Consider the following 20,557-nt stretch of genomic DNA (forward strand, 5'->3'; position numbering starts at 1 on the left):
ACTTTCCACCGGTTCCTCCAAGGAGAGCGAGAGATGACCATGGTCGCGACAAGCGAGGAAGCCGTGCAGGAAGGCGCAGCCGTGCGCCGGAGATCGAGCAAGACATTCTGGCTTCTTGCGCCGGGCATGATCTGGATGGTCGCCTTCCTAGTCCTGCCGATGCTGATGATGGTCTATGTTTCCTTCTGGACGCAGACGACTTTCAAGATCGAACCGACGCTGACCTTGCAGAGCTGGATCACCTTCCTGACGAGCGCCACCTATCTCGGCGCGCTCTGGACGACGATCCGCATCTGGTTGCTGGTGCTGGTATCGACGCTTGTCGTCGGCTATCCGGCGGCGCTCTTCGTCGGGCTTCTCGTCAAGAACAAGACGCTGCAGACCGTGTTGCTCGTGCTCTGCGTCATCCCGTTCTGGACCTCCTTCCTGATCCGCGTGCTTGCCTGGCGGCCGATGCTCGGCACCGAGGGCGCCATCAACATGATCCTGATGAATCTGGGCGTTATTCGGCAGCCGATCGAGGTACTGTTGTTTTCGGAACTGTCCGTCATTATCGGCATGACCCAGATCTACTGCGTCTTCATGGTCGGGCCGATCGCCTTTATGATGGGTCGTATCGACGCCTCGGTCATCGAGGCTGCCCAGGATCTTGGTGCCGGCTTCTGGCGCATCTTCCGCACGATCATCCTGCCGCTTTCGATGCCCGGCGTGGTGGTCGGTGCGATCTTCGTCTCCGTCATGGTTCTGGGTGAATTCGCGACCTCCGCCGCCCTGTCCGGCCGCAAGGTCAATCTGCTGGGCAATATCATCGTCACCCAGGTCGGCTCGCTGAAATGGGCCTTTGCCGCCGTTGCCGGCGTTGTGCTGACGATCATCATGGGTGCTGTTGTCGCAGCCCTGCTCAAGGTCGTCGACCTCAGAAAGGAGCTCTGATCATGAATGCTGGCGGTATCAAGCTCGGCCTGGGCGTCTATACGACCGTCTTTCTGATCTTCCTCTACGGCCCGCTCGCGGTCCTTGCGATCCTGTCGTTCCAGACCGGTCCGGAGGGTGGTCCGCAATTCCCGATCATCGAATGGTCGACCTATTGGTATCGGCATCTCTTCGGTCTGACGCCGCCGTCGCGCATCGCGCCCCTGCCGATCGACCAGGCGCTCGTCCGCTCGCTCTTTCTGGCGCTGATGACCATGATCGTCTCGACAGTGCTCGGTGTCATGTCAGCGCAGGCCTTTCGCCGCAAGTTCCGCGGTTCGGGCGTGGCCTTCTATCTAATCGTTCTCGGCATGATGGTGCCGGGCGTGCTCGTCGGCCTCGGCATGGCGCTTGTCGCCAATGCTTTCGGCATCGATCGCCATTGGTGGAGCACGGCCTTCGTCCTGCATGTCGTCTACACCTTCCCCTTCGCCTTCCTCGTCATGCTTGCCATCTTCAACAGGTTCGATCCCAGTATGGAAGAAGCTTCCTGGTCGCTCGGTGTTACCCCGGCACGCACCTTCCGCAAGGTCACGTTCCCGCTGATCTTTCCGGGCGTGCTTTCGGCCATGCTCTTCGCCTTCACGCTCTCCTATGACGAGTTCTCGCGGACCCTATTTGCCTCCGGTCGTGAGCTGACGCTGCCGCTCGCCATCTACGGCACCTTCTCGGTCGAGGTGCATCCGAACGTCTTCGCTTTCGGGGTACTGACCACGCTCTTCTCTTTCGCCCTTCTCGGCACCTACGCGATCCTGATGGGTCTGTCGGTGCGGCGCGCCAAACGTATCCGCATCCAGGAGGACGCATGATGGCTGAGAAGGCTTCCGCCCCGATCTCCGCCCCCCTCTCCGCCATTGTCACCGGCGCCGGCTCCGGTATCGGCCGTGCCATTGCGCTCCGCCTTGCCGCCGACGGTTATGCGGTTCTGGTCAATGACCTTTCCGAGGAGCGCGCCAAGTCTGTTGCCTCGGAAATTATCAAGGCGGGCGGAGCGGCGGTCGCGGTCGCCGGTGATGTGGCGCGGCCGGAGGATGTGGCCGCGATCCATGCGGCTGCCAAGGCCTCGCACGGCGACGTCGCCCTTCTCGTCAATAATGCCGGCATTGCGCATCAGGCGGCATTCGAAAACCTCGAGCTTGAGGATTTCGACCGGATGTTTGCGGTGCATGTGCGCGGCACCTTCCTGATGACCAAGGCCGTCTTGCCGTCGATGCTGGCGCGGGGCGGGGGTGTCATCGTCAATGTCGCCTCCCAGCTCGGGCAGATCGGCGGCATCGAGCTTGTTCATTATTCCGGCGCCAAGGCCGCGATCATCGGCATGACAAAGGCGCTCGCCCGCGAGGTCTCGAGCCGGGGCGTACGGGTCAATGCGGTAGCGCCCGGACCGATCAATACGCCGCTGGTGCTCGGTCTTTCCGAGGAATGGCGCGAACGCAAGCAGCGCGAATTGCCGCTCGGCCGCTTTGGCGAACCGGAAGAGGTGGCCGCGACCGTGGCGTTCCTGGCCTCGCCGGCCGCGAGCCTTTTCGTCGGCCAGACGCTCGGGCCGAATTCCGGCGATGTGATGCTCTGAGGGAGACAAGCAGATGGACAGTTTAGAAAAGCGGGTGGTCATCGTCACGGGTGCGGGCATCGGTATCGGCCAGGCAACGGCTAAGGCTTTTGCAACGCTCGGCGACCATGTCGTCGTCACCGATATCCTCGAGAAGGAAGGTGAGCAGACGGTTCATGACATTCTGACCGCCGGCGGCTCGGCCGAATTCCACCTTTACGACGTGCGCTCGACGGAAGCGGCAAACCAGCTGGTCGCCGATGTCGAGGCGCGTTTCGGCAAGATCGACGTCATCGTCGCCAATGCCGGCATCGCCCATCGCACGCCGCTCGGCGAGCTTACCGACGACAAGTGGGACTTAACCATGGATGTCGATCTGAAGGGCATCTTCAAGCTGGTGCGTGCCGCCGTACCCGGCATGCGTACCCGCGGATCGGGCAGCATCGTCGCGCTCTCCTCGATCATGGGTGTCGCCTATGGCTGGGACGAGCATGTCCATTATTCGGCGGCGAAATCCGGTGTCGTCGGACTGGTACGCGGGCTTGCGGTGGAACTGGCGAAGGACGGCATCAGGGTCAACGGCATTGCGCCGGGCTATATCCGCACGGCTCAGCTCCTTTCGGAAGAGAATTCGCTAGGCCCCTCAGGCGCGGAAAAGGCTGCCGAATTCATTCCGATGGGCCGGCTGGGTGAGCCGGAAGACATCGCCGACGTGATCGCATTCCTCGCGTCAAACGGCGCGAGATACATGACCGGCCAGGTTCTGGTCGTTGATGGTGGCCTCCTTGTGGGGCGGTACTGATCGTCATCGTCCGGCGATGGCTGGGTAGGGGCGATACGGCAATGAAGAGGCCCAACAAGGGCCTAGGGAACAGCAATCAGCACTGGAGAACAAAAATGTCCAAAATGGAATTGAACAGACGCTCTCTGTTGAAGCATTCGGCCGGCGTTATGGCGCTTGCAATCGGCGGCGGCACGCCGTTCCTGTCGTCGCGAGCGGCCTACGCACAGGCTGCCAATCTCGCCAAGGAGCAGTTGCGCACCATCGGTCTTTCGGTCACGGTCCAGGAGCGTATCCTCGATGACTTCCGCAAGGTGAGCGGTGTCGGGCAGACCTCAGGTACTGCGGCGACCTTTCCCGACGCGCAGACCAAGATCCTGTCCGGTTCCAAGGATTACGATTGCTGGGAGATCATCGGCGAGCGTCTGCCCTCGATCGTCATGACCAACAATGTCGAGCCGGTTCCGGCCGCTTCCCTGAAGAACTGGGCCAATATCCGGGATACCTTCACCACACCCTCGGACAAGTGGGAGCCGAAGCAGCAGATCGTCGGCCAGATCTGGGCCGATGACGCCAAGACCATGCTGAACATGGTGCCTGCCGTCTATAACTACGACTCCATCGGCTACAATCCGGACGTTCTCTCCGCCGAGGAAGCCAATACCTGGGCGGCGATATTCGATCCGAAGTTCAAGGGCAAGTCCGGCCTCAACACCGATCCGCTGATCGCTTTCGGTCAGGCGATCATGGCGATGAACACGCTTGGCCTTCTGAACGTGAAAAATCCCGGCAACCCGAGCACGGCCGAAATCGACGAAGCGGCGAAGTTCCTCGTTTCGAAGAAGAAGGACGGGCAGTTCCGCGCGCTGTGGGGCGATTTCGGCGAGCTGGTCAATCTGATGGCATCGGGCGAGATGGTCGTCTGCGACGCCTGGCAGCCGGCCGTCATGGCGGTCAAGGCCCAGGGCAAGGCATGTAAATATGCCGTGCCGAAGGAAGGTTATCGCGGCTGGGCGATCGGCCCGTCGATGATCGCTGGCACGCCGAACAAGGAAGCCGTGATCGCCTATGCCGATTACTGGCTCTCCGGCGAGCCCGGCATCACCGTTTCCGAACAGGGCTATTATTCTCCGTCGACCAATATCCAGAAGGTCATGGCGCCGGACAAATATGCCTTCTGGTACGAGGGCAAGCCATGGGTCGGCGCTCCTGAGCGCGGTATCAAGGAAGGGGACCTGCGCGATGGCGGCTCGCTGGCGGAGCGCGCCAAGAACGTCGCTTATTGGCACCAGTGGCCGGATGAATACGACCATCTCGTTCAGAAATGGGATGAATTCCTCAATGCCTGATCCGATGGCTGCTGCCGGCCATCCTATGCCGCGCGGGGAGGCGATGTCCGCCTCCTCGTCCACGCCCGGAGATCTCTCATGATATATGATTTGGAACTCATCAATGTCGGCAAAGTCTATGACAATGGCACGCCCGCCGTCATCGACTTCAATCTTTCGATCAGGAAAGGTGAATTCATCGCCTTTCTCGGTCCGTCGGGCTGCGGCAAGACGACGACGCTCCGCATGATCGCCGGCTTCGAAAGCATTTCCTCCGGCGACATGATGATCAAGGGCGAGCGCATGAACGATGTCAGGCCGCAGAAGCGGCCGACATCGATGATCTTCCAGAACTATGCTCTGTTTCCGCATATGACCGTCCGGCGGAATGTCGGATATGGTCTCGAGGTCAAGGGCATGGCGAAGGCCGAGCGGGATGCGCGGGTCGATCGTATCCTTGTGACACTTGGGCTGGAGGATATTGCCGAGCGCAAGCCGGACAAGCTTTCCGGCGGCCAGCGCCAGCGCATCGCGCTTGCTCGCGGCCTCGTGGTCGAGCCGGATGTGCTGCTTCTTGACGAGCCGCTGGGTGCGCTCGATGCCAATCTGCGCAAGGCGATCCAGAACGAGCTGAAGCTGCTGCAGAAGAGGCTCGGCGTGACCTTCGTCTTCGTCACGCATGCCCAGTCGGAAGCGCTGGCGCTATCCGACCGCATCGTCGTCATGAACCAGGGCAGGGTGGAGCAGATCAGTCCGCCAGCTCAGCTTTATACGCGCCCCGATACGCCATTCGTGGCGCAGTTCATCGGCCGCAATACCATCTTCGAAGGCGAGGTCGCCGGCACGCAGGCCGACAGCACATTCGTCTCCACATCCTTCGGCACGCTGTCGGGCTGCGCCAATGGCGGCCTCAGCAGCAAGGTCAACATCGTCATTCCTTCGGAGGCGATCGAGGTTCACGCGGCGAGTGGCTCGGCGCGCGAAGATCTCATCCGGGCTTTCAGCGGCAATGTGGTCGGCGCCCGCGTCGAGCGCTTCGACGTGGTCGGCCATATCTCGCAGATCGGCATCAGCCTACCGGACGGCCGAGGCCTGGCGCTGGAAGCCCATGTCGATAAATACCGGCCCGGCGCCTTTCCCTTAGGCGCCGAGGTCATGCTTGCCTGGGATCCGGCCGACGCGACCGTCATCCCGGCTCACTGACTACAGAAAACTCAAATTGAAGGAGGTCATCCCATGGCAAAGGAAATCTTGTGCAGTTTTGGCGTCGACGTCGATGCCGTCGCCGGCTGGCTCGGCTCTTACGGCGGTGAGGATTCGCCTGATGATATCTCGAGAGGCCTTTTTGCCGGCGAAGTCGGCAGCCCGCGACTGGTGAAGCTCTTCGAACGCTTCGGCATCAAGACGACATGGTTCATTCCCGGCCACTCCATCGAAACCTTTCCGGAGCAGATGCAGGCTGTGGCCGATGCCGGCCATGAAATCGGCATCCACGGCTACAGCCATGAAAATCCGATCGCCATGACGCGCGAGCAGGAGACCGAGATCCTCGACAAGTGCATCGAGCTGGTCACCAAGCTTTCAGGGAAGCGCCCGACCGGCTATGTCGCACCGTGGTGGGAATTCTCCAATGTGACCAATGAGCTGCTTCTGGAGCGCGGCATCAAATACGATCACTCGCTGATGCACAATGACTTCACGCCCTACTATGTGCGCGTCGGCGACAGCTGGACCAAGATCGACTATTCGCGCAAGCCGTCGGACTGGATGGTGCCGTTGAAACGCGGCCAGGAGACCGATCTGATCGAAATCCCGGCATCCTGGTATCTCGACGATCTACCGCCGATGATGTTCATCAAGAAATCCCCGAACAGCCATGGCTTCGTCAATCCGCATCATATCGAGCAGATGTGGCGCGATCAGTTCGACTGGGTCTATCGCGAGATGGATTATGCTGTCTTCCCGATCACCATCCATCCCGACGTCGCGGGCCGGCCTCAGGTGTTGATGATGCTGGAAAGGCTCTATGCGCATATGATCAAGCATCCAGGCGTCAAGTTCGTCACGATGAATGAGATCGCCGACGATTTCGCCGCCCGCTTTCCGCGCAAGAAATAGACGGCTAGGCTGAAGGATCGAAGCATCAGGTTGGAGGTGATTGCCATGTGTTCACTGTGCGGCGTGCTCGGCGGCAATGAGCATTGGACGGATGCCGCGGCACGGCCGGGCGTCTTCACCCGCAATCAAGCAAGCTTCGACCGGCGGCGCGAGCGCGCCGAGCGCGTGCGTGCCGCCAACGTGATGCTCTCGGGTTTCGGCCTTGTCCTTGCCGACTGGCAGGGCGCGTCCTTCGTGCTGTCGACCAGAACGGGCAGGAGCGAAATCATCGAGGATCTCGGCCATCTCTGGCCGGCGGCCGAAAGGCTCGTCGGACGGTACTGCGATCCGCTTGACCTTGCCTTCGTCGCCAGGATGGAGGGACGCCATGTCGGTTGAAACAAGCGGCTTCCTGCCGATCAATCTGCTGACCGGTTTTCTCGGCTCCGGCAAGACGACGCTGCTCAAACGCATCCTTGCGGACCCGGCCTTTGCCGATACCGCCGTGCTCATCAACGAATTCGGCGAGATCGGGTTGGATCACGATCTCGTCGAAAGCGTCGAGGGCGAGATGGTGCTACTGCGTTCCGGATGCGTCTGCTGCACAGTGCGTGGCGAACTTGCTACGGCACTCAAGGAACTTTATTCCCGCCGCGAGCGCGGGCTCTTGCCGCCATTCCGGCGCGTCATCATTGAAAGCACGGGTCTTGCCGATCCCTTTCCGGTCCTGTCGACGATCAAGGCCGATCCGGTGCTCCGGCATCATTTCTGCGCCGGCAACGTGATTACGACTGTCGATGCGGTAAATGGGCTGCGCCAGCTCGACACCTATATCGAATCCAACAGGCAGGCAGCGGTCGCGGATCGTTTGATCGTGACCAAGACCGATCTTGAAGCCGACAGCAAGGGAGATTTCCTTCGGGCTCGCCTTCGAACGCTCAATCCCTATGCTCCAATCCTGACAGCGGCCGATCCGGATCTCGATCTCTCCTCGCTTGTTGCCGTCCAAAGCGACGTCTCGCCAAGCGGCAGCCTGTCGCAGAGCGGCTTTTACTGTGAGGAGCCGGTGCAGCTCGTCTCATCGGATGGCGTGCCGCATCAGGCCGCCATTTCCTCGATTTCGTTCGTCATCGACAGGCCTGTCGATTGGACCGCTTTCGGGCTCTGGCTGACCATGCTGCTCAATCGGCATGGGGAGCGCGTGCTGCGGGTAAAAGGTATTCTCAATCTCAACGGTGAGGAGCGCCCGGTCGCTGTTCATGGGGTTCAGCATCTGGTTCATACGCCGGTGCATATGGATGGATGGCCCTCGGAAGACCGCAGCTCGCGACTGGTCTTCATCCTGGATGGGCTCGACGGCACTCTCTTGAAACGCTCCTTCGAAGCCTTCACACTGGCGTACGTGCCTGCCGCGCCTTATCCGATCGCCGCGGCGCGATGAGACAACTGGTATCTCCATGAACAAGCATGAATCCATCGCCAAAAGCATGTCCGCTCCCGCCTTACATCTGAAGGGTCGGCCGCGCCTGCGCGTTCTCGGTACCGCGATCTCGCTGCTGGAGGAATTGCGCCTGCGCGCGCAGGACGATCTCGGCATCGATGTCATCTTCGACAACAACGATTTCCTGACAACTCAATACAAGGCGGCCCGCGAGCCGGAGACCTACGATATCTACGACCAGTGCTTCCACAATCTCGATATCGTCTGGCATTGGCGTGCGATCCAGCCTGTGGACACCCAGCGCATCGTGCTCTGGGATGAGGTCAACGATCTGACGAAGACCGGCCACATCGGCCCCAATCCGCGATTGGGGCTCGGCGACGTGCCGGCGAAGAAGCTCTTCGTGCAGCCGAACCTCGCCTTGGGCGATACGCCGTCGCGCTTCATCTCCATGCTGCCGACGACGCATAATTTCGACAGCTTCGCCTATCGGACCGATCTGGCGCCCAATGGTGTCGGCATGCATTCCTGGGGCGCGCTCTTCGACGACCGCTGGGCGGGCAGAGTGGCGCTGGTCGATGAGCCTGCCATCGGCATTTTCGATGCGGCGCTCGCGGCACAGGCCGCTGGCCTCATGTCCTTCGACGATATCGGCAATATGTCCATTCAGGAGATCGACCAGCTGATCGATCTCCTGGAGCAGCGCAAGAAGGCTGGCTTCTTCCGGGATTTCTGGAAAACTGCCGAGGATGCGGCCCGGCTGATGATCGCCGGCGAGACCAGCGTCCAGAGCATGTGGTCGCCCGGCATCGGCATTCTGAATTCGAAGGGCGTGCCGGTCGAGCAGGCCGTCCCCGCCGAAGGCTATCGCGCTTGGCATGGTGGCCTGTGTCTTTCGAAACAGTTGAGCGGCCGCCTCCTCGACGTTGCCTACGACTATCTGAACTGGTGGATATCGGGATGGCCGGGTGCCGTGGTCGCGCGGCAGGGCTATTACATTTCGACACCGCAGCGTTCGCGGCAGTTCATGACCCAGGCCGAATGGGACTACTGGTATGAAGGCGCGGCGGCCACCGAAGACTTGCCCGGCCCGGATGGCCAGATGCGGATAAGGAAAGGATCGGTGCGCAGCGGCGGGTCCTATTGGCAGCGCGCCAATTGCATTGCCGTCTGGAATACGACAATGGATGAGCACAATTATCTCGTGCGCCGCTGGATGCAGCTGGTTGGCTGAGAAGGAGAGCAGGACCTGTGACAAAGACACATCTCGGCAAATCGATCGCGCAACTCTCGGTCCTGATCCAGTCCGGCAGTCTCGACCCGGTCGCGCTGGCCGAGGAGACCCTCGACGCGATCCGGACCTATAAGGACCAGGCGATCTTCACGCAGCTTTTGGAGCGGCGCGCGAAGGAGGAGGCGGCTGCTTCGTCTAAGAGGCTGCGTGAAGGGCGTTCGCGCGGGCTGTTGGATGGCATTCCCGTTGCCTGGAAAGACCTCTTTGCCATCGCCGGGCTGCCGACGACGGCCGGCTCGATCGTGCTTGCGGATGCCGCGCCCGCGCCGGACGATGCCGATGTCGTCAGGGCCCTGCAGGCGGCGGGCATGGTGGCCGTCGGCCGGGTTAATATGAGCGAATTCGCCTTTTCCGGTCTCGGCCTCAATCCGCATTACGGCACGCCGCTAAACCCGCTGGCAACGGATGTGCCGCGAATTCCCGGCGGTTCGTCCTCGGGTTCCGCCGTCGCGGTTGCGGCCGGTCTCGTGCCGGTGGCGATCGGCACGGATACGGGCGGCTCGGTGCGCATACCGTCTGCTTTCAACGGCCTTGTCGGCTATAAGGCAAGCCATGGCCGTTACAGCATGGCCGGCGTCTTTCCGCTGTCGACGAGCCTCGACTCGCTAGGGCCTTTGTGCCGCAGCGTCCAGGATGCGATCTGGGTCGATGCCGCAATGCGCGGGCGCTTTGTCCCCGAGGTGGAGCGCGCCGAAGCCGCCAGGCTTTCCATCGTCGTGCCGACAAATATCGTCATGGATGATGCGCAGGATGGTGTTCTTGCAGCTTTTGAGGCGACGCTAGTGAGGTTGAGTGCTGCTGGCGTTAAGATCCGGCGAGCTGCCTTTCCCGCATTCGAAAGGCTCTTTGAGCTGATGGCCGAGTATGGGCCGTTGGTTACTGCCGAGGCCTTCGTGCTGCATCATCGTCGCTTGGCGGGGCCGGAGGCTCAAGCCATGGATCGGCGTGTTGTCGCGCGAACGCGCCTCGGAGAGAAAACGACGCTGGTCGGCTATCTGGAAACGCTCAAAGTGCGTGAGCAACTGATCAAGGAGGTTGCCGCAACGCTTGGGCCGAATGAGTTTATCGCCTATCCGACGGTTGCCCATGTCGCGCCGGCGCTTGGCCCCCTGGAGGCCGATGACGAACTGTTCGTAAAGATCAATGGCAGAACGCTACGCAATACGGCGATCGGTAATTTTCTTGACTGGTGCGGCGTTTCTCTGCCCTGCGGGGTGGGCGAAGCCGGCATGCCGGTCGGCTTTCTGCTGTCGGCTCCCAAGAACCATGATGAGCGATTGCTGGGGGCCGCTCTGGCGCTGGAAGAGGCAATAACGACTGTCGGCTGTTGAAGAATGTACTGATGAAAACAACCGATGTCGGGGCTGCGGCGCGATGCGGCCCTGTAGTCGCCCCGGCAGTGAGGTGGTTGCCGGCGCCGTGCCTCGGCGGGGCGCATCTCTTCTCAGTCGACGAAGCGGATAGTAGTCCCGGCAGACCGGTCTTGATCCAGGTCCGTTGCACCCTGTGTCTTTAACGGACCGATCAATGGCCAGTGCTTTCGAGCCTATGTCGAACGCCAACTCCTGCCTGTTCTCAAACCTGGCGACGTCGTCATGATCCTCAGAGGCGTTGCAGTTGTTCGTCCACGCCACCTTGCTTCTCATTTCATGTCCCTCCTGCCGGCTATCGTTCAAATCTCTTCAAGACCTCAGCCGGCGAGACTATTGCCCAAAAATCAATGATACTCTATAAGTAGGTACTTACCTACATGGAGGTTGCCTATGAGTATGACGAGTTTGTCCAGCAGAGAGGTCAATCATGACGTCAGCAAGGCTAAAAAGGCCGCTCAGCACGGTCCCGTGATTATCACAGATCGCGGCAAGCCATCGCACGTCCTGATGACCTACAGTGAATTCGAGCGTTTGTCAGGGAAACGCAGGAACCTCGTTGACGCGCTCGCTATGCCCGGCCTTTCGACTATTGAGATGGATACGCCTAGAGCCAAAATCGCGACACGCGAGGTCGATCTGTCTTGAAGTATCTTCTCGATACGAACGTCGTCTTCGAGCTGCGGAAGGTTGGGGATGGCAAGGCAGATGCAAACGTCACGCAATGGGTTGCGTCGCAGGATGCCCGTGAACTCTTCATCTCCGCTATCACGATCATGGAGATCGAACGCGGTATCTTGAGTGTTCAGCGCCGCGATGCGTCGCAAGGCGCTCGACTACGAGAGTGGATGGATAGCCGCGTTCGCCCGGAATTTGTGGATCGTATTCTGCCCATAGACGATGCCGTCGCTACGCGTTGTGCTCACCCTCACATTCCGGACCGTCGCAACGAGGCCGATGCCTTGATCGCTTCAACGGCGCTGGTCCATGGTCTGGCTGTTGTCACGCGGAATATCAAAGACTTCGATGGAACTGGTGTGATCATCGTTGATCCATGGCAGGGCTGAACTTCTAGAGGCAACCGAGAAAGCTGTAGCTCAGCCGCAGCAATGGGTGAATGGAGATCTTGTTGGCGCATAGATCCTGATCGGTGAGCTGCCAGCGTGCCGGCGGTTCGTGAATGGCGGAAGATTCTTAGCGTCTTGAATAACATCGCCGTGGCGGGCCGGGGGTTCTCTGCAGAACATATGACGCCGGAAAATAGGGAACTTGCCCTACGCGCAATGGAATTCGTAGAACAGCCTCAGGATGCTCTGCCCGCCGAGACCTTCTCCACTGAAAAGATTGATATTTATTCGAAGATCTATAGCGGCGCCTTCGCAGGAAGTTGGGGTCTTCGCTGGCCGATCTGTGCGACGCCGGAACAGATGGAGATAGCGGCGAATGAAGGCCTCTTCGATTTCATTAATATGTTAAGTATTTGATTGACGGACCAGAAGATCTGTAGCAGTCTTCCGCAGTGCTGACACTGTTGGGAGGCGGAGTTGGACCTGTTGCAAAATCGCAGTCTGGTTGACCGGACCTGGTCACCGACGCCCTACGATCAGTGGGTTGACGACCTTCAAAGCATTTGCGGCAACTTCAATCCGCACAGTATGCAGCGCGGTGATAGCGTCATCGGCACGGCGAGCCGTATCGATGTCTGCGGCATGGAGTTTGCTCATGTTTCCAACGATCTTGATTATGTCCACCGCGATTGGGAGGACATTCGCCGTGATGCCAATGAGCATCTGTTTCTGATCCTGCAGCTGGAGGGCGTCTGCGGTGTCGAGCATTCCGGCCAGCAAAACATTCTCGATGTCGGCGAATGCATTCTTGTCGATTCGACGCGGCCGACCACCTTCTATTTTCGCGGGCACTTCTCCAATCACCTGTCGCTGCATCTGCCTCGGCAGCTAATGTATTCGAACAGCAAGATCGATTTTGACGTTGCGCGCAAGCTCGAGGCGAGCGACCCGATGGCCATGATGCTACGTGCATTGATTGCCAAGATGATGACCACGCCGGATAATGAAGCAGCTTCACCTTATCTTCGTCAGCTGATGTTCGATACAACCCGTCAGGCATTCCTCTCCACAGGCGCCCAGACGGCAAGCCTGAATTCGCTGCATGAAAGTGCCAGCAAGCGCATGCAGATGGTCGATATCCTCATCGACAAGCATCTGACCGAAAGCGACCTCAGCGCCAAGTGGCTGGCGACACGGCTCGGCATTTCCATCCGCACCCTGCAGCAGGATTTCCAGGGCATGGGCATGACCTGCACGACGGTCATTCGCGACAAGCGGCTGCGCTTTGCGCGGGAAAAGATCGAGCAGCTGAAAGAGCAGCGCAACCCGGCGACGATAGCCGAAGTGGCCTATTCGGCCGGGTTCAATGACATCTCCTATTTCAATCGCAGCTTCAAGGAGCTGTTCGATTGCGCGCCGAGCGAGCTGCTTCGCGCCGCCGAGCCGGCCCATAGGTTGGACTGAAGCGCGAGACTGCGTTCCAGTCCAAGACGAGGCGCGTTTCTCCCCAAGACGGGTTTTAGGGCAAGGGGCATAGTCCTCTCGAAAGTCACGGGAGGAAAATGTCGTGAAGCAGTACACCCTGCTTATCGGTGGCGAACCTGTTGCCACATCTCATCATGCACCGGTTAAAAATCCGTCGAATGGTGACATTGTCGGCCATATGCCGCTTGCCAGTGAAGCGGATCTCGACCGCGCGGTTGCCGCGGCCGCCGAAGCCTTCAAGGGTTGGTCGCAGATCTCCAGCGAGGAGCGCGCGGCGGCCTGCCGCGCCGTCGCTGAAAAGATCGGCGAGCACGGTGAGGAACTTGCTCAAATCCTGACCCGCGAACAGGGCAAGCCGCTCAATGGTCTCGGCTCTCGCTTCGAGATCGGTGCCGCGCTCGCCTGGACGCGCCATACTGCCGAACTCGATCTGCCAGTGGAAATCCTGCAAGACGATAACGAAGGCCGCGTCGAACTGCATCGCAAGCCTATCGGCGTCGTTGGTTCGATCACGCCCTGGAACTGGCCCGTGATGATCGCCTGCTGGCATATAATTCCGGCCGTTCGTGCTGGCAATACCGTTGTCATCAAGCCCTCGCCGCTGACGCCGCTGTCCACCATTCGTCTGGTGGAGATCATGAACGAGGTTCTGCCGCCCGGTGTCGTCAACGTCGTCACTGGTGAAAACAGTATCGGTGCGGCGCTTTCGTCCCATCCTGGTATTGCCAAGATGACCTTCACCGGCTCGACGGAAACCGGCAAAAAAGTCATGGCGTCTGCGGTCGCGACCCTCAAACGCCTCACGCTGGAGCTTGGCGGAAATGACGCCGGCATCGTCCTGCCCGATGCCGACCCCAAGGTCATAGTCGAAGGACTCTTTTGGGGTGCCTTCATCAACAATGGTCAGACGTGTGCGGCGCTGAAACGGCTCTATGTACACGACAGCATCTATGAGGAGGTCTGCCGCGGTCTTGCGGAATATGCCGGCAAGATCGCCGTCGGTGATGGGCTGGATGAGGCGAGCATTCTCGGTCCGGTGCAGAACGAGATGCAGTTCAACAAGGTGCGCGAACTCGTCGACGATGCGCGCGCGAATGGCGGTCGTATCCTGACCGGTGGGGCGCCGATGGATCGACCGGGCTATTTCTATCCGATTACGCTCGTTGCCGATGTCGACCACGGTATCCGCCTGGTCGACGAGGAGCAGTTCGGTCCGGCCCTGCCGATCATCCGCTACAGCGACATCGATGAGGTGGTCGCGCGCGCCAACCAGAACCCGGCTGGCCTTGGCGGCTCCGTCTGGTCCTCCGATGCGGAGAAGGCGAAGCGCTATGCGCTGCAGCTCGAGTGCGGCTCGGTCTGGATCAACAAGCACGGCACGATCCAGCCGAATGCGCCTTTCGGCGGTGTGAAGCAGTCTGGTATCGGCGTCGAATTCGGCGCCGAAGGGCTGAAGGAATTCACGACAATCCAGACCGTATTGAGCTGAGTCATGACGACTTACGACTACATCATCGTCGGTGGCGGTTCTTCGGGTTGCGTGCTGGCAAACCGGCTTTCGGAAAATCCGGCGCACAAGGTGCTGCTGATCGAGTCCGGTCGCCGGGATTCCGATCCCTGGATCCATATCCCCGCCACTTTTTTCAAGGTGCTGGGCAAGGGCATCGATATCCACCCCTATGCATCGAATCCCGATAGGGGCCTCAATGGCCGGCCCAGCATCGTGCCGCAGGGAAATGTGCTGGGCGGCGGCAGTTCGGTGAATGCGATGATCTATATTCGCGGTCATCGCAACGACTACGATACCTGGGCGCAAATGGGCTGCCAGGGCTGGTCCTACGAGGATGTGCTGCCGGCCTTCCGCTCGCTTGAGAACAATGAGCGGCTGAATGGCCATTACCACGGCAACAAGGGCGGCCTGCGCGTCTCCGACCCCCGCCATCGCCATCCTTTAAGCGAAGCCTTCATCAAGGCGGCGACGGAAATTGGCATTCCCCACAATGACGATTTCAACGGCGCGGATCAGGCCGGCGTCGGCTTCTATCAGAGCACGACCTATGGCGGCCGTCGCTGGAGTTCGGCGCAGGCCTTTTTGCGCGAGGCGGAGAAGCGGCCGAACCTGACCGTGCTCACGGAGCGCAAGGTTGCCCGTATCCTGTTCGAAGGGCAGAAAGCCGTCGGCGTCGAGCTGCTCGATGGCGCGATCTTCAAGGCATCGCGCGAAATCGCGCTCACCGCCGGAGCCATCGCAACGCCGAAGATTCTGCAGCTGTCGGGTGTCGGCGACGGCGAACATCTTTCCTCGATCGGCATCAAGGTCGTCGCCGACCTGCCGGGTGTCGGCAGCAACTATCAGGACCATCTGGAAGTGCCGGTGCAGGGCGAAACACGCGAGCCGATCTCGATCCTCGGCCATGACAAGGGGCTGCGGGCGGCAGGCCATATGCTGCGCTATCTGACGGCGCATCGCGGGTTGCTGACGTCCAACGTTGTCGAATGCGGCGGTTTCATCGACACCGCGGGCACCGGGCAGCCGGATGTGCAGTTCCATGTCCTACCTGTCTTGATCGGCTTCGTTGATCGCGATCCGGAGCCGGGTCACGGTTTGAGCATCGGTCCATGCTATCTGCGGCCACGGTCGCGCGGCTGGATACGGCTGAAGAGCAAGAATCCGACCGAACAGACGGATTTCAACGCCAACCTGCTGTCCGATCCGGCCGATCTCGAAACCCTGGTGCGTGGTGTCGAAACGGCGATCCGCATTCTCGATGCACCGGCGCTTGCCAAGCTGGTCAAGCGCCGCCTGCTGCCGAAGCCCGGCATCGAGAAGGACCCTGAAGCGCTGCGCGATTACATCCGTCAATCCTGCAAGACCGTGTTCCATCCGGCGGGCACGGCGCGCATGGGCCGGGCAGACGATCGCATGGCCGTCGTCGGGCCTGACCTGATGGTACGTGGGATCGAGGGGCTGCGCGTCTGCGACGCCTCCATCATGCCAACATTGGTTTCCGGCAACACCAATGCGCCGACGATGATGATTGCGGCAAAGGCTGCGGCCTTCATGACTGGAAAGGCGATTTCCGGGTGAGCCGGAAATCGGGGAAGCAATGAGCCCGTGGGGAACGGGACAACAAATTGGGAGGAGACTATGCCTATTAATCTAAGAGGGCTGGTGATCGGCCTTTTGCTGACGCTGGCATCAGCATTTAGCGCCCATGCGGCCGTATCCTGCGGCGACAATAGCGGCAAGCCGGCAACGGGTGAACCGATCATCATCGGCGCCATCACCGGCAAGACCGGACCGGACGACTTTTCCAATTCCACCAAGGCGGCGAAGGCCTATTTCGATTGCCTCAACGCCAACGGCGGCATCAAGGGCCGGCCGGTCAAATATCTGGTCGAGGACGATCAGTGGAACCCCGAAATTGCGGCGCAACTGGCTGCAAAACTCGTCAATGACGAGAAGGCCGTACTTATGGTCGGCAATTCCAGCTATGTCGAATGCGGCGCGAATGCCGATTTCTACAAGAAGTCGGGCATTCTTGTCGTCGCCGGCGTCGGTGTGCCGCGTGAGTGCTACTTCGCTGAGAATTATGCGCCGACCAATGCCGGGCCGCGCGTCTCGATGCTCGGCGCCATGGGTTATGCGCTCGACAAGCTGAATGCCAAGTCCGTCGTCTGCATCGGTCCGAACATCCCGAATGTCGGCACCTGGTCCTGCGATGGTGTGATGCTGCTCGCGAAGGAAAAGGGCTTTGCCGCCCAGACGATTTTGATGGATCCCGGCTCTGCCGATGCTACATCGATCATCCTGCAGGCTGCTTCGAGCAAACCGGATGTTATCGTTCTTGGTCTTTCCAAGGGTGTTGCCGTACCGTTGCTGACGGCTGCCGAAGAGCAGGGCCTCAACCAGACGATCACCTTCCTGAGCGCCGCCTCCGCCTATGATCTCTCGGTTCCGTCGACCATCGGCTCCGGTTGGGATGGCAAGTTCTACGTCAATATGGAATTCAATGATCTCGAGGCAACGACGCCGGACAATCAGAACTGGCTCGCTGTCATGGATCAATACGGCCAGAAGTCCGACCCGCGCGATACCTTTGCTCAGGCAGGCTATCTCGCAGCTCGCATCGCCGAGAAGGCGCTGATGACTCTCGATCCGGCCAAGATCAACCGCGAGACCGCCTCTGCCGCCGTGCGAGAGATCAAGGACTTCAAGAGCGATATCTTCTGCGCTCCCTGGTACTTCGGCGATGGTCAGCCGCGCCATAACGCCAATTCGACGACGCGCATGGCCGTTGCCGAGGGTGGAAAGTGGAAGGTCGTCTCCGATTGCGCGCCGTCGCCGGATCCGGAGCTGAAGGATATCCGCGCCTTTGAAAAGTCCGCCGGCATCAACTGAGCTCTCACACTTGCAACCGGTTCCGCGGCAAATCCGCGGGACCGAACGACCCCACGCATCGGCCCGGAAATCGGGATCGATTTTCGGAAAGCTCGATGCGCTGATCTAAAGTGTTACGGCGTCCCTTGCGCGTCTGAAGACGCGCCGCGCCGTAGAGGATTGATCCATGAATCTTCTACCCTTTGTCATTTCCGGGCTAGGCATCGGCGCCGTCTATGCGCTGTCCGGTGTCGGTCTTGTCGTCCTGTTTCGGGCGACGGGCGTTCTCAACTTCGCATTCGGAGCCTTCGGTGCGATCGGAGCCCATTGCGCCTGGCAATTGCTGGAGTGGAAGATGCCGCTCGCTGTCGCCATCCTCGCTGCCGTTGCCGTTTCGACCGCGATCAGTTTCCTCTATGGTCGCGTCTTCGCGCCCATGCTGTCGCATCGCGATATCGTCGTGCGCGCTGTCGGCACCTTGGCGCCGGCGCTGGTCCTGATCGCGATCATGGGCGTTATCTGGGGCGAGCTGCCGCGTCGCCTGCAGTTCCCGACCGACCAGATGTTCGTTTCTCTCTTCGCGGTGCGCCTGACCTATACGCGCATCATCGCCATCGTCCTCGCCATCGTCATGGTCGTTGCCATCACGCTGCTGCTCACCCGGACGCGCCTTGGTTTGGATATGCGCGCACTCGCCAATGATCGCGATCTCAGCGCCGTCCTCGGCGTACGCATCCTTTACACCGAAACAGCCGCCTGGATCATGACCGGCATCTTCTCCGGCTTTGCCGGCCTCTTGCTTGCCGATCTCGTCCGGTTGCAGGGCACGTTTTTGACTCTGCTGGTGATCCCGGCAATCGCGGCGGCGATCCTTGGTCAACTGCAGTCGCTTTGGCAAACAGCCGTTGCCGGCATCTTGATCGGGATCGCCGAAGCCGTGCTGACGCCGATTGCCTGGATATCGCCCTATCGCGCAGCAGCGCCTTTCATCATCGCGCTTATCGCGGTCACCATTCTGGGAGGCACGGCGCGCGCCGCGTTGAAAGATCGATGACCATTCAGGAGCAAACAATCGCCCCAACAGCCGAAAGCATATCGATGGTGCGTCTGCCCAAGCAGCTTCTTCATGTGCCCGTGACGATGGCGATCTTCTCGCTCGTCGTCGCCCTGCTTGGCAATTCCTTCTGGCTGTCCGCGGCAACATCGGCCGTCGCTCTGTCGCTGTCTGTTGCCGGACTTGCCATTCTCTACGGCCAGCTCGGTCTTGTCTCCCTTTGCCAGTTCGCCCTTGTCGGCGTTGGCGGTTGGGTGACGCTTCGCGTGGGCCACGCTTTTCATCCCCCATTCGAGTTGAGCCTGCTTGCCGGCGGCATCGTCGCTTCGGTGGTGGGGTTGGCATTCGGCGTACCGGCCTTGCGCCTGCGCGGTCTTTATCTCGCGCTCGTGACGCTGATGCTTGCGGGTGCCTTCCAGATCGTCATCAGCGCCTGGGGTTTTCCGGATGGTGGTCTCGGGTTCCTCGGTCGGGCTGACGGTTCCGGCCGCGCGATGCTGGCGAGACCGGTCCTCGCCGATGGAGAAGTCTCCTACTTTCTCTATGTCTGTGCTGTGGCGGCAATCGGCCTGCTGATCGCACAATGGCATAAGCTTGCCCGTCCTGGCCGGGCATGGGCACTGATCCGCAAGGGCGAAGCGGTTGCGGTTGCCAGCGGCGTCAATGTGCTGATCTATAAGGCCTGGGCGTTTGCATTGAGCGGCTTTCTCGCCGGCCTTGCCGGCGGATTGCTGGCGGGCAATGTCGGCCAGCTCGATGGGCGCGCCTTCGGCGCTTTCGAAAGCCTCAATCTCTTTGCGCTTGCCATCGTCGGCGGTGTCTTCAACTGGTACGGCGCCATCATCGCCGGCCTTCTCTTGCGTGCAGTGCCGGCGCTGCTCACCGATCTCGGCATTGATGGCTACGTCACGATCGGGATCTTCGGCGTCGCCCTGTTCCATGCGCTGGCAACCGCGCCGACCGGCATTGCCGGGCAGATATCGGCTCTCATCATCAGGCTGAATGCTGCTCTTTCCCGGGGGAGGGCGCGATGATCAAGATCGACAATCTCATCGTCCAGTTCGGCGGTATCAGGCCGATCAATGAACTCAGCGCCGTGCTGACCGCACCAGTCGCCGGTCTCATCGGCCCGAATGGCGCGGGCAAGACCACATTGCTCAATGTGCTTTCCGGTTTCGTGAAGCCTATCCAGGGCTCGGTTTCGCTCGGCGAGCGGGCGCTGCTGCCGATGACGCCGCTACAGCGGGTACGTGCCGGCTTACGACGCTCGTTCCAAACGGAGCAGGTGGTGGAGGACCTGACGGTTGCCGGCAATATCGCCGCAATCGCTGATCATGTCGTTGGTGCTGGACATCATGCCCGTGCGGTCAACCAGGCTCTTGCTTTTGCTGGCTTGACCGATGTTGCCGAGAGGCTCGGCCAATCCCTCAATCTCTTCCAGCGCCGCCTTGTCGAACTGGCGAAATGCGTCGTCGGCGAGCCGAAGCTCATTCTGCTCGATGAACCGGCGGCCGGGTTGACTGAAGAAGAAGGTAAAGCCTTTCGCGAGCTGGTGCTGCGCATACCGGCGGAATTCCGGGCGCAGGTTCTGATTATCGACCACGATGTCGATCTCATCCGCTCCATGTGCAGCGAAACCATGGTGCTCGATTACGGCAAGCTTCTGGCGCTCGGCCCGACGCAGACCGTGCTGGCCGATCCCAATGTGCGACGCGCCTATCTGGGAGAGTTCTGA

Annotated in this window: 21 protein-coding genes and 1 pseudogene; all 22 read left to right on the forward strand. The window is 60.4% G+C overall.

Going from position 1 to position 20,557, the window contains the following annotated elements:
* The first annotated feature begins 33 nt into the window (after positions 1 to 33).
* The 22 genes and pseudogenes from AC13QE_RS01360 (at position 34) to AC13QE_RS01465 (ending at position 20,557) form a co-directional block, all read left to right on the forward strand.
* A complete protein-coding gene (locus AC13QE_RS01360) occupies positions 34 to 933 on the forward strand; it encodes an ABC transporter permease (protein WP_488482247.1) in 900 nt (299 codons plus the stop codon).
* A gap of 2 nt (positions 934 to 935) precedes the next feature.
* Positions 936 to 1,781: an ABC transporter permease gene (locus AC13QE_RS01365; RefSeq protein WP_488482248.1), complete on the forward strand. Its 846-nt coding sequence runs from the start codon at positions 936 to 938 to the stop codon at positions 1,779 to 1,781.
* Entirely contained in the window at positions 1,781 to 2,545 is a 765-nt protein-coding gene (locus AC13QE_RS01370; protein WP_488482861.1) for an SDR family NAD(P)-dependent oxidoreductase, read from the forward strand. Before AC13QE_RS01365 ends, AC13QE_RS01370 begins: the two co-directional genes overlap by 1 nt.
* A 13-nt stretch (positions 2,546 to 2,558) precedes the next feature.
* Entirely contained in the window at positions 2,559 to 3,326 is a 768-nt protein-coding gene (locus AC13QE_RS01375) for an SDR family NAD(P)-dependent oxidoreductase (RefSeq protein WP_488482249.1), read from the forward strand.
* 95 nt (positions 3,327 to 3,421) lie between these two features.
* On the forward strand, positions 3,422 to 4,654 hold the full coding sequence (locus tag AC13QE_RS01380) for an ABC transporter substrate-binding protein (protein ID WP_488482250.1): 1,233 nt from the start codon (positions 3,422 to 3,424) through the stop codon (positions 4,652 to 4,654).
* 78 nt (positions 4,655 to 4,732) lie between these two features.
* Positions 4,733 to 5,836: an ABC transporter ATP-binding protein gene (locus AC13QE_RS01385; RefSeq protein WP_488482251.1), complete on the forward strand. Its 1,104-nt coding sequence runs from the start codon at positions 4,733 to 4,735 to the stop codon at positions 5,834 to 5,836.
* 33 nt (positions 5,837 to 5,869) lie between these two features.
* A complete protein-coding gene (locus tag AC13QE_RS01390; protein ID WP_112345836.1) occupies positions 5,870 to 6,751 on the forward strand; it encodes a polysaccharide deacetylase family protein in 882 nt (293 codons plus the stop codon).
* 45 nt (positions 6,752 to 6,796) lie between these two features.
* A complete protein-coding gene (locus AC13QE_RS01395) occupies positions 6,797 to 7,129 on the forward strand; it encodes a hypothetical protein (protein WP_488482252.1) in 333 nt (110 codons plus the stop codon).
* A complete protein-coding gene (locus tag AC13QE_RS01400) occupies positions 7,119 to 8,171 on the forward strand; it encodes a CobW family GTP-binding protein (protein WP_488482253.1) in 1,053 nt (350 codons plus the stop codon). The genes AC13QE_RS01395 and AC13QE_RS01400 overlap by 11 nt, the downstream gene beginning before the upstream one ends.
* Positions 8,172 to 8,187: 16 nt before the next feature.
* The gene (locus AC13QE_RS01405) at positions 8,188 to 9,405 is read left to right on the forward strand and encodes an ABC transporter substrate-binding protein (protein ID WP_488482254.1); all 1,218 of its coding nucleotides are present in this window, start codon (positions 8,188 to 8,190) and stop codon (positions 9,403 to 9,405) included.
* 17 nt (positions 9,406 to 9,422) lie between these two features.
* Positions 9,423 to 10,796: an amidase gene (locus AC13QE_RS01410; protein WP_488482255.1), complete on the forward strand. Its 1,374-nt coding sequence runs from the start codon at positions 9,423 to 9,425 to the stop codon at positions 10,794 to 10,796.
* Between the two features lie 168 nt (positions 10,797 to 10,964).
* Positions 10,965 to 11,066: pseudogene (locus AC13QE_RS01415) on the forward strand (IS630 family transposase); the annotation flags it as partial.
* A 162-nt stretch (positions 11,067 to 11,228) separates the two neighbouring features.
* Complete coding sequence (locus AC13QE_RS01420; protein WP_132721546.1) at positions 11,229 to 11,483, forward strand: type II toxin-antitoxin system Phd/YefM family antitoxin; 255 nt, start codon at positions 11,229 to 11,231, stop codon at positions 11,481 to 11,483.
* Positions 11,480 to 11,902: a PIN domain-containing protein gene (locus AC13QE_RS01425; protein ID WP_488482256.1), complete on the forward strand. Its 423-nt coding sequence runs from the start codon at positions 11,480 to 11,482 to the stop codon at positions 11,900 to 11,902. Before AC13QE_RS01420 ends, AC13QE_RS01425 begins: the two co-directional genes overlap by 4 nt.
* 135 nt (positions 11,903 to 12,037) lie before the next feature.
* The gene (locus AC13QE_RS01430) at positions 12,038 to 12,319 is read left to right on the forward strand and encodes a hypothetical protein (RefSeq protein WP_488482257.1); all 282 of its coding nucleotides are present in this window, start codon (positions 12,038 to 12,040) and stop codon (positions 12,317 to 12,319) included.
* A gap of 60 nt (positions 12,320 to 12,379) precedes the next feature.
* Positions 12,380 to 13,366, forward strand: a complete 987-nt coding sequence (locus tag AC13QE_RS01435) for a helix-turn-helix domain-containing protein (protein WP_132721540.1) — start codon at positions 12,380 to 12,382, stop codon at positions 13,364 to 13,366.
* 103 nt (positions 13,367 to 13,469) lie between these two features.
* Positions 13,470 to 14,876 (forward strand): aldehyde dehydrogenase family protein, encoded by a 1,407-nt coding sequence (locus AC13QE_RS01440; protein ID WP_488482258.1) that lies wholly within the window; start codon positions 13,470 to 13,472, stop codon positions 14,874 to 14,876.
* Positions 14,877 to 14,879: 3 nt separating this feature from the next.
* Positions 14,880 to 16,475, forward strand: a complete 1,596-nt coding sequence (locus AC13QE_RS01445; protein WP_488482259.1) for a GMC family oxidoreductase — start codon at positions 14,880 to 14,882, stop codon at positions 16,473 to 16,475.
* A 60-nt stretch (positions 16,476 to 16,535) separates the two neighbouring features.
* Positions 16,536 to 17,789 (forward strand): ABC transporter substrate-binding protein, encoded by a 1,254-nt coding sequence (locus AC13QE_RS01450; protein ID WP_488482260.1) that lies wholly within the window; start codon positions 16,536 to 16,538, stop codon positions 17,787 to 17,789.
* A 166-nt stretch (positions 17,790 to 17,955) separates the two neighbouring features.
* Positions 17,956 to 18,822 carry a branched-chain amino acid ABC transporter permease gene (locus AC13QE_RS01455; RefSeq protein WP_488482261.1) on the forward strand — a complete coding sequence of 289 codons (867 nt, stop codon included), beginning with the start codon at positions 17,956 to 17,958 and terminating at the stop codon, positions 18,820 to 18,822.
* Complete coding sequence (locus AC13QE_RS01460) at positions 18,819 to 19,856, forward strand: branched-chain amino acid ABC transporter permease (RefSeq protein WP_488482262.1); 1,038 nt, start codon at positions 18,819 to 18,821, stop codon at positions 19,854 to 19,856. The genes AC13QE_RS01455 and AC13QE_RS01460 overlap by 4 nt, the downstream gene beginning before the upstream one ends.
* Positions 19,853 to 20,557, forward strand: a complete 705-nt coding sequence (locus AC13QE_RS01465) for an ABC transporter ATP-binding protein (protein WP_488482263.1) — start codon at positions 19,853 to 19,855, stop codon at positions 20,555 to 20,557. The genes AC13QE_RS01460 and AC13QE_RS01465 overlap by 4 nt, the downstream gene beginning before the upstream one ends.

This window comes from Martinezella sp. CNPSo 3957, from assembly GCF_057784395.1.

What these genes read in the sequence shown, in the direction of transcription:
- AC13QE_RS01360 (WP_488482247.1), top strand. Translation starts at nt 34, where the DNA reads ATGACCATGGTCGCGACAAGCGAGGAAGCCGTGCAGGAAGGCGCAGCC.
- AC13QE_RS01365 (WP_488482248.1), top strand. Translation starts at nt 936, where the DNA reads ATGAATGCTGGCGGTATCAAGCTCGGCCTGGGCGTCTATACGACCGTC.
- AC13QE_RS01370 (WP_488482861.1), top strand. Translation starts at nt 1,781, where the DNA reads ATGGCTGAGAAGGCTTCCGCCCCGATCTCCGCCCCCCTCTCCGCCATT.
- AC13QE_RS01375 (WP_488482249.1), top strand. Translation starts at nt 2,559, where the DNA reads ATGGACAGTTTAGAAAAGCGGGTGGTCATCGTCACGGGTGCGGGCATC.
- AC13QE_RS01380 (WP_488482250.1), top strand. Translation starts at nt 3,422, where the DNA reads ATGTCCAAAATGGAATTGAACAGACGCTCTCTGTTGAAGCATTCGGCC.
- AC13QE_RS01385 (WP_488482251.1), top strand. Translation starts at nt 4,733, where the DNA reads ATGATATATGATTTGGAACTCATCAATGTCGGCAAAGTCTATGACAAT.
- AC13QE_RS01390 (WP_112345836.1), top strand. Translation starts at nt 5,870, where the DNA reads ATGGCAAAGGAAATCTTGTGCAGTTTTGGCGTCGACGTCGATGCCGTC.
- AC13QE_RS01395 (WP_488482252.1), top strand. Translation starts at nt 6,797, where the DNA reads ATGTGTTCACTGTGCGGCGTGCTCGGCGGCAATGAGCATTGGACGGAT.
- AC13QE_RS01400 (WP_488482253.1), top strand. Translation starts at nt 7,119, where the DNA reads ATGTCGGTTGAAACAAGCGGCTTCCTGCCGATCAATCTGCTGACCGGT.
- AC13QE_RS01405 (WP_488482254.1), top strand. Translation starts at nt 8,188, where the DNA reads ATGAACAAGCATGAATCCATCGCCAAAAGCATGTCCGCTCCCGCCTTA.
- AC13QE_RS01420 (WP_132721546.1), top strand. Translation starts at nt 11,229, where the DNA reads ATGAGTATGACGAGTTTGTCCAGCAGAGAGGTCAATCATGACGTCAGC.
- AC13QE_RS01445 (WP_488482259.1), top strand. Translation starts at nt 14,880, where the DNA reads ATGACGACTTACGACTACATCATCGTCGGTGGCGGTTCTTCGGGTTGC.
- AC13QE_RS01450 (WP_488482260.1), top strand. Translation starts at nt 16,536, where the DNA reads ATGCCTATTAATCTAAGAGGGCTGGTGATCGGCCTTTTGCTGACGCTG.
- AC13QE_RS01455 (WP_488482261.1), top strand. Translation starts at nt 17,956, where the DNA reads ATGAATCTTCTACCCTTTGTCATTTCCGGGCTAGGCATCGGCGCCGTC.
- AC13QE_RS01460 (WP_488482262.1), top strand. Translation starts at nt 18,819, where the DNA reads ATGACCATTCAGGAGCAAACAATCGCCCCAACAGCCGAAAGCATATCG.
- AC13QE_RS01465 (WP_488482263.1), top strand. Translation starts at nt 19,853, where the DNA reads ATGATCAAGATCGACAATCTCATCGTCCAGTTCGGCGGTATCAGGCCG.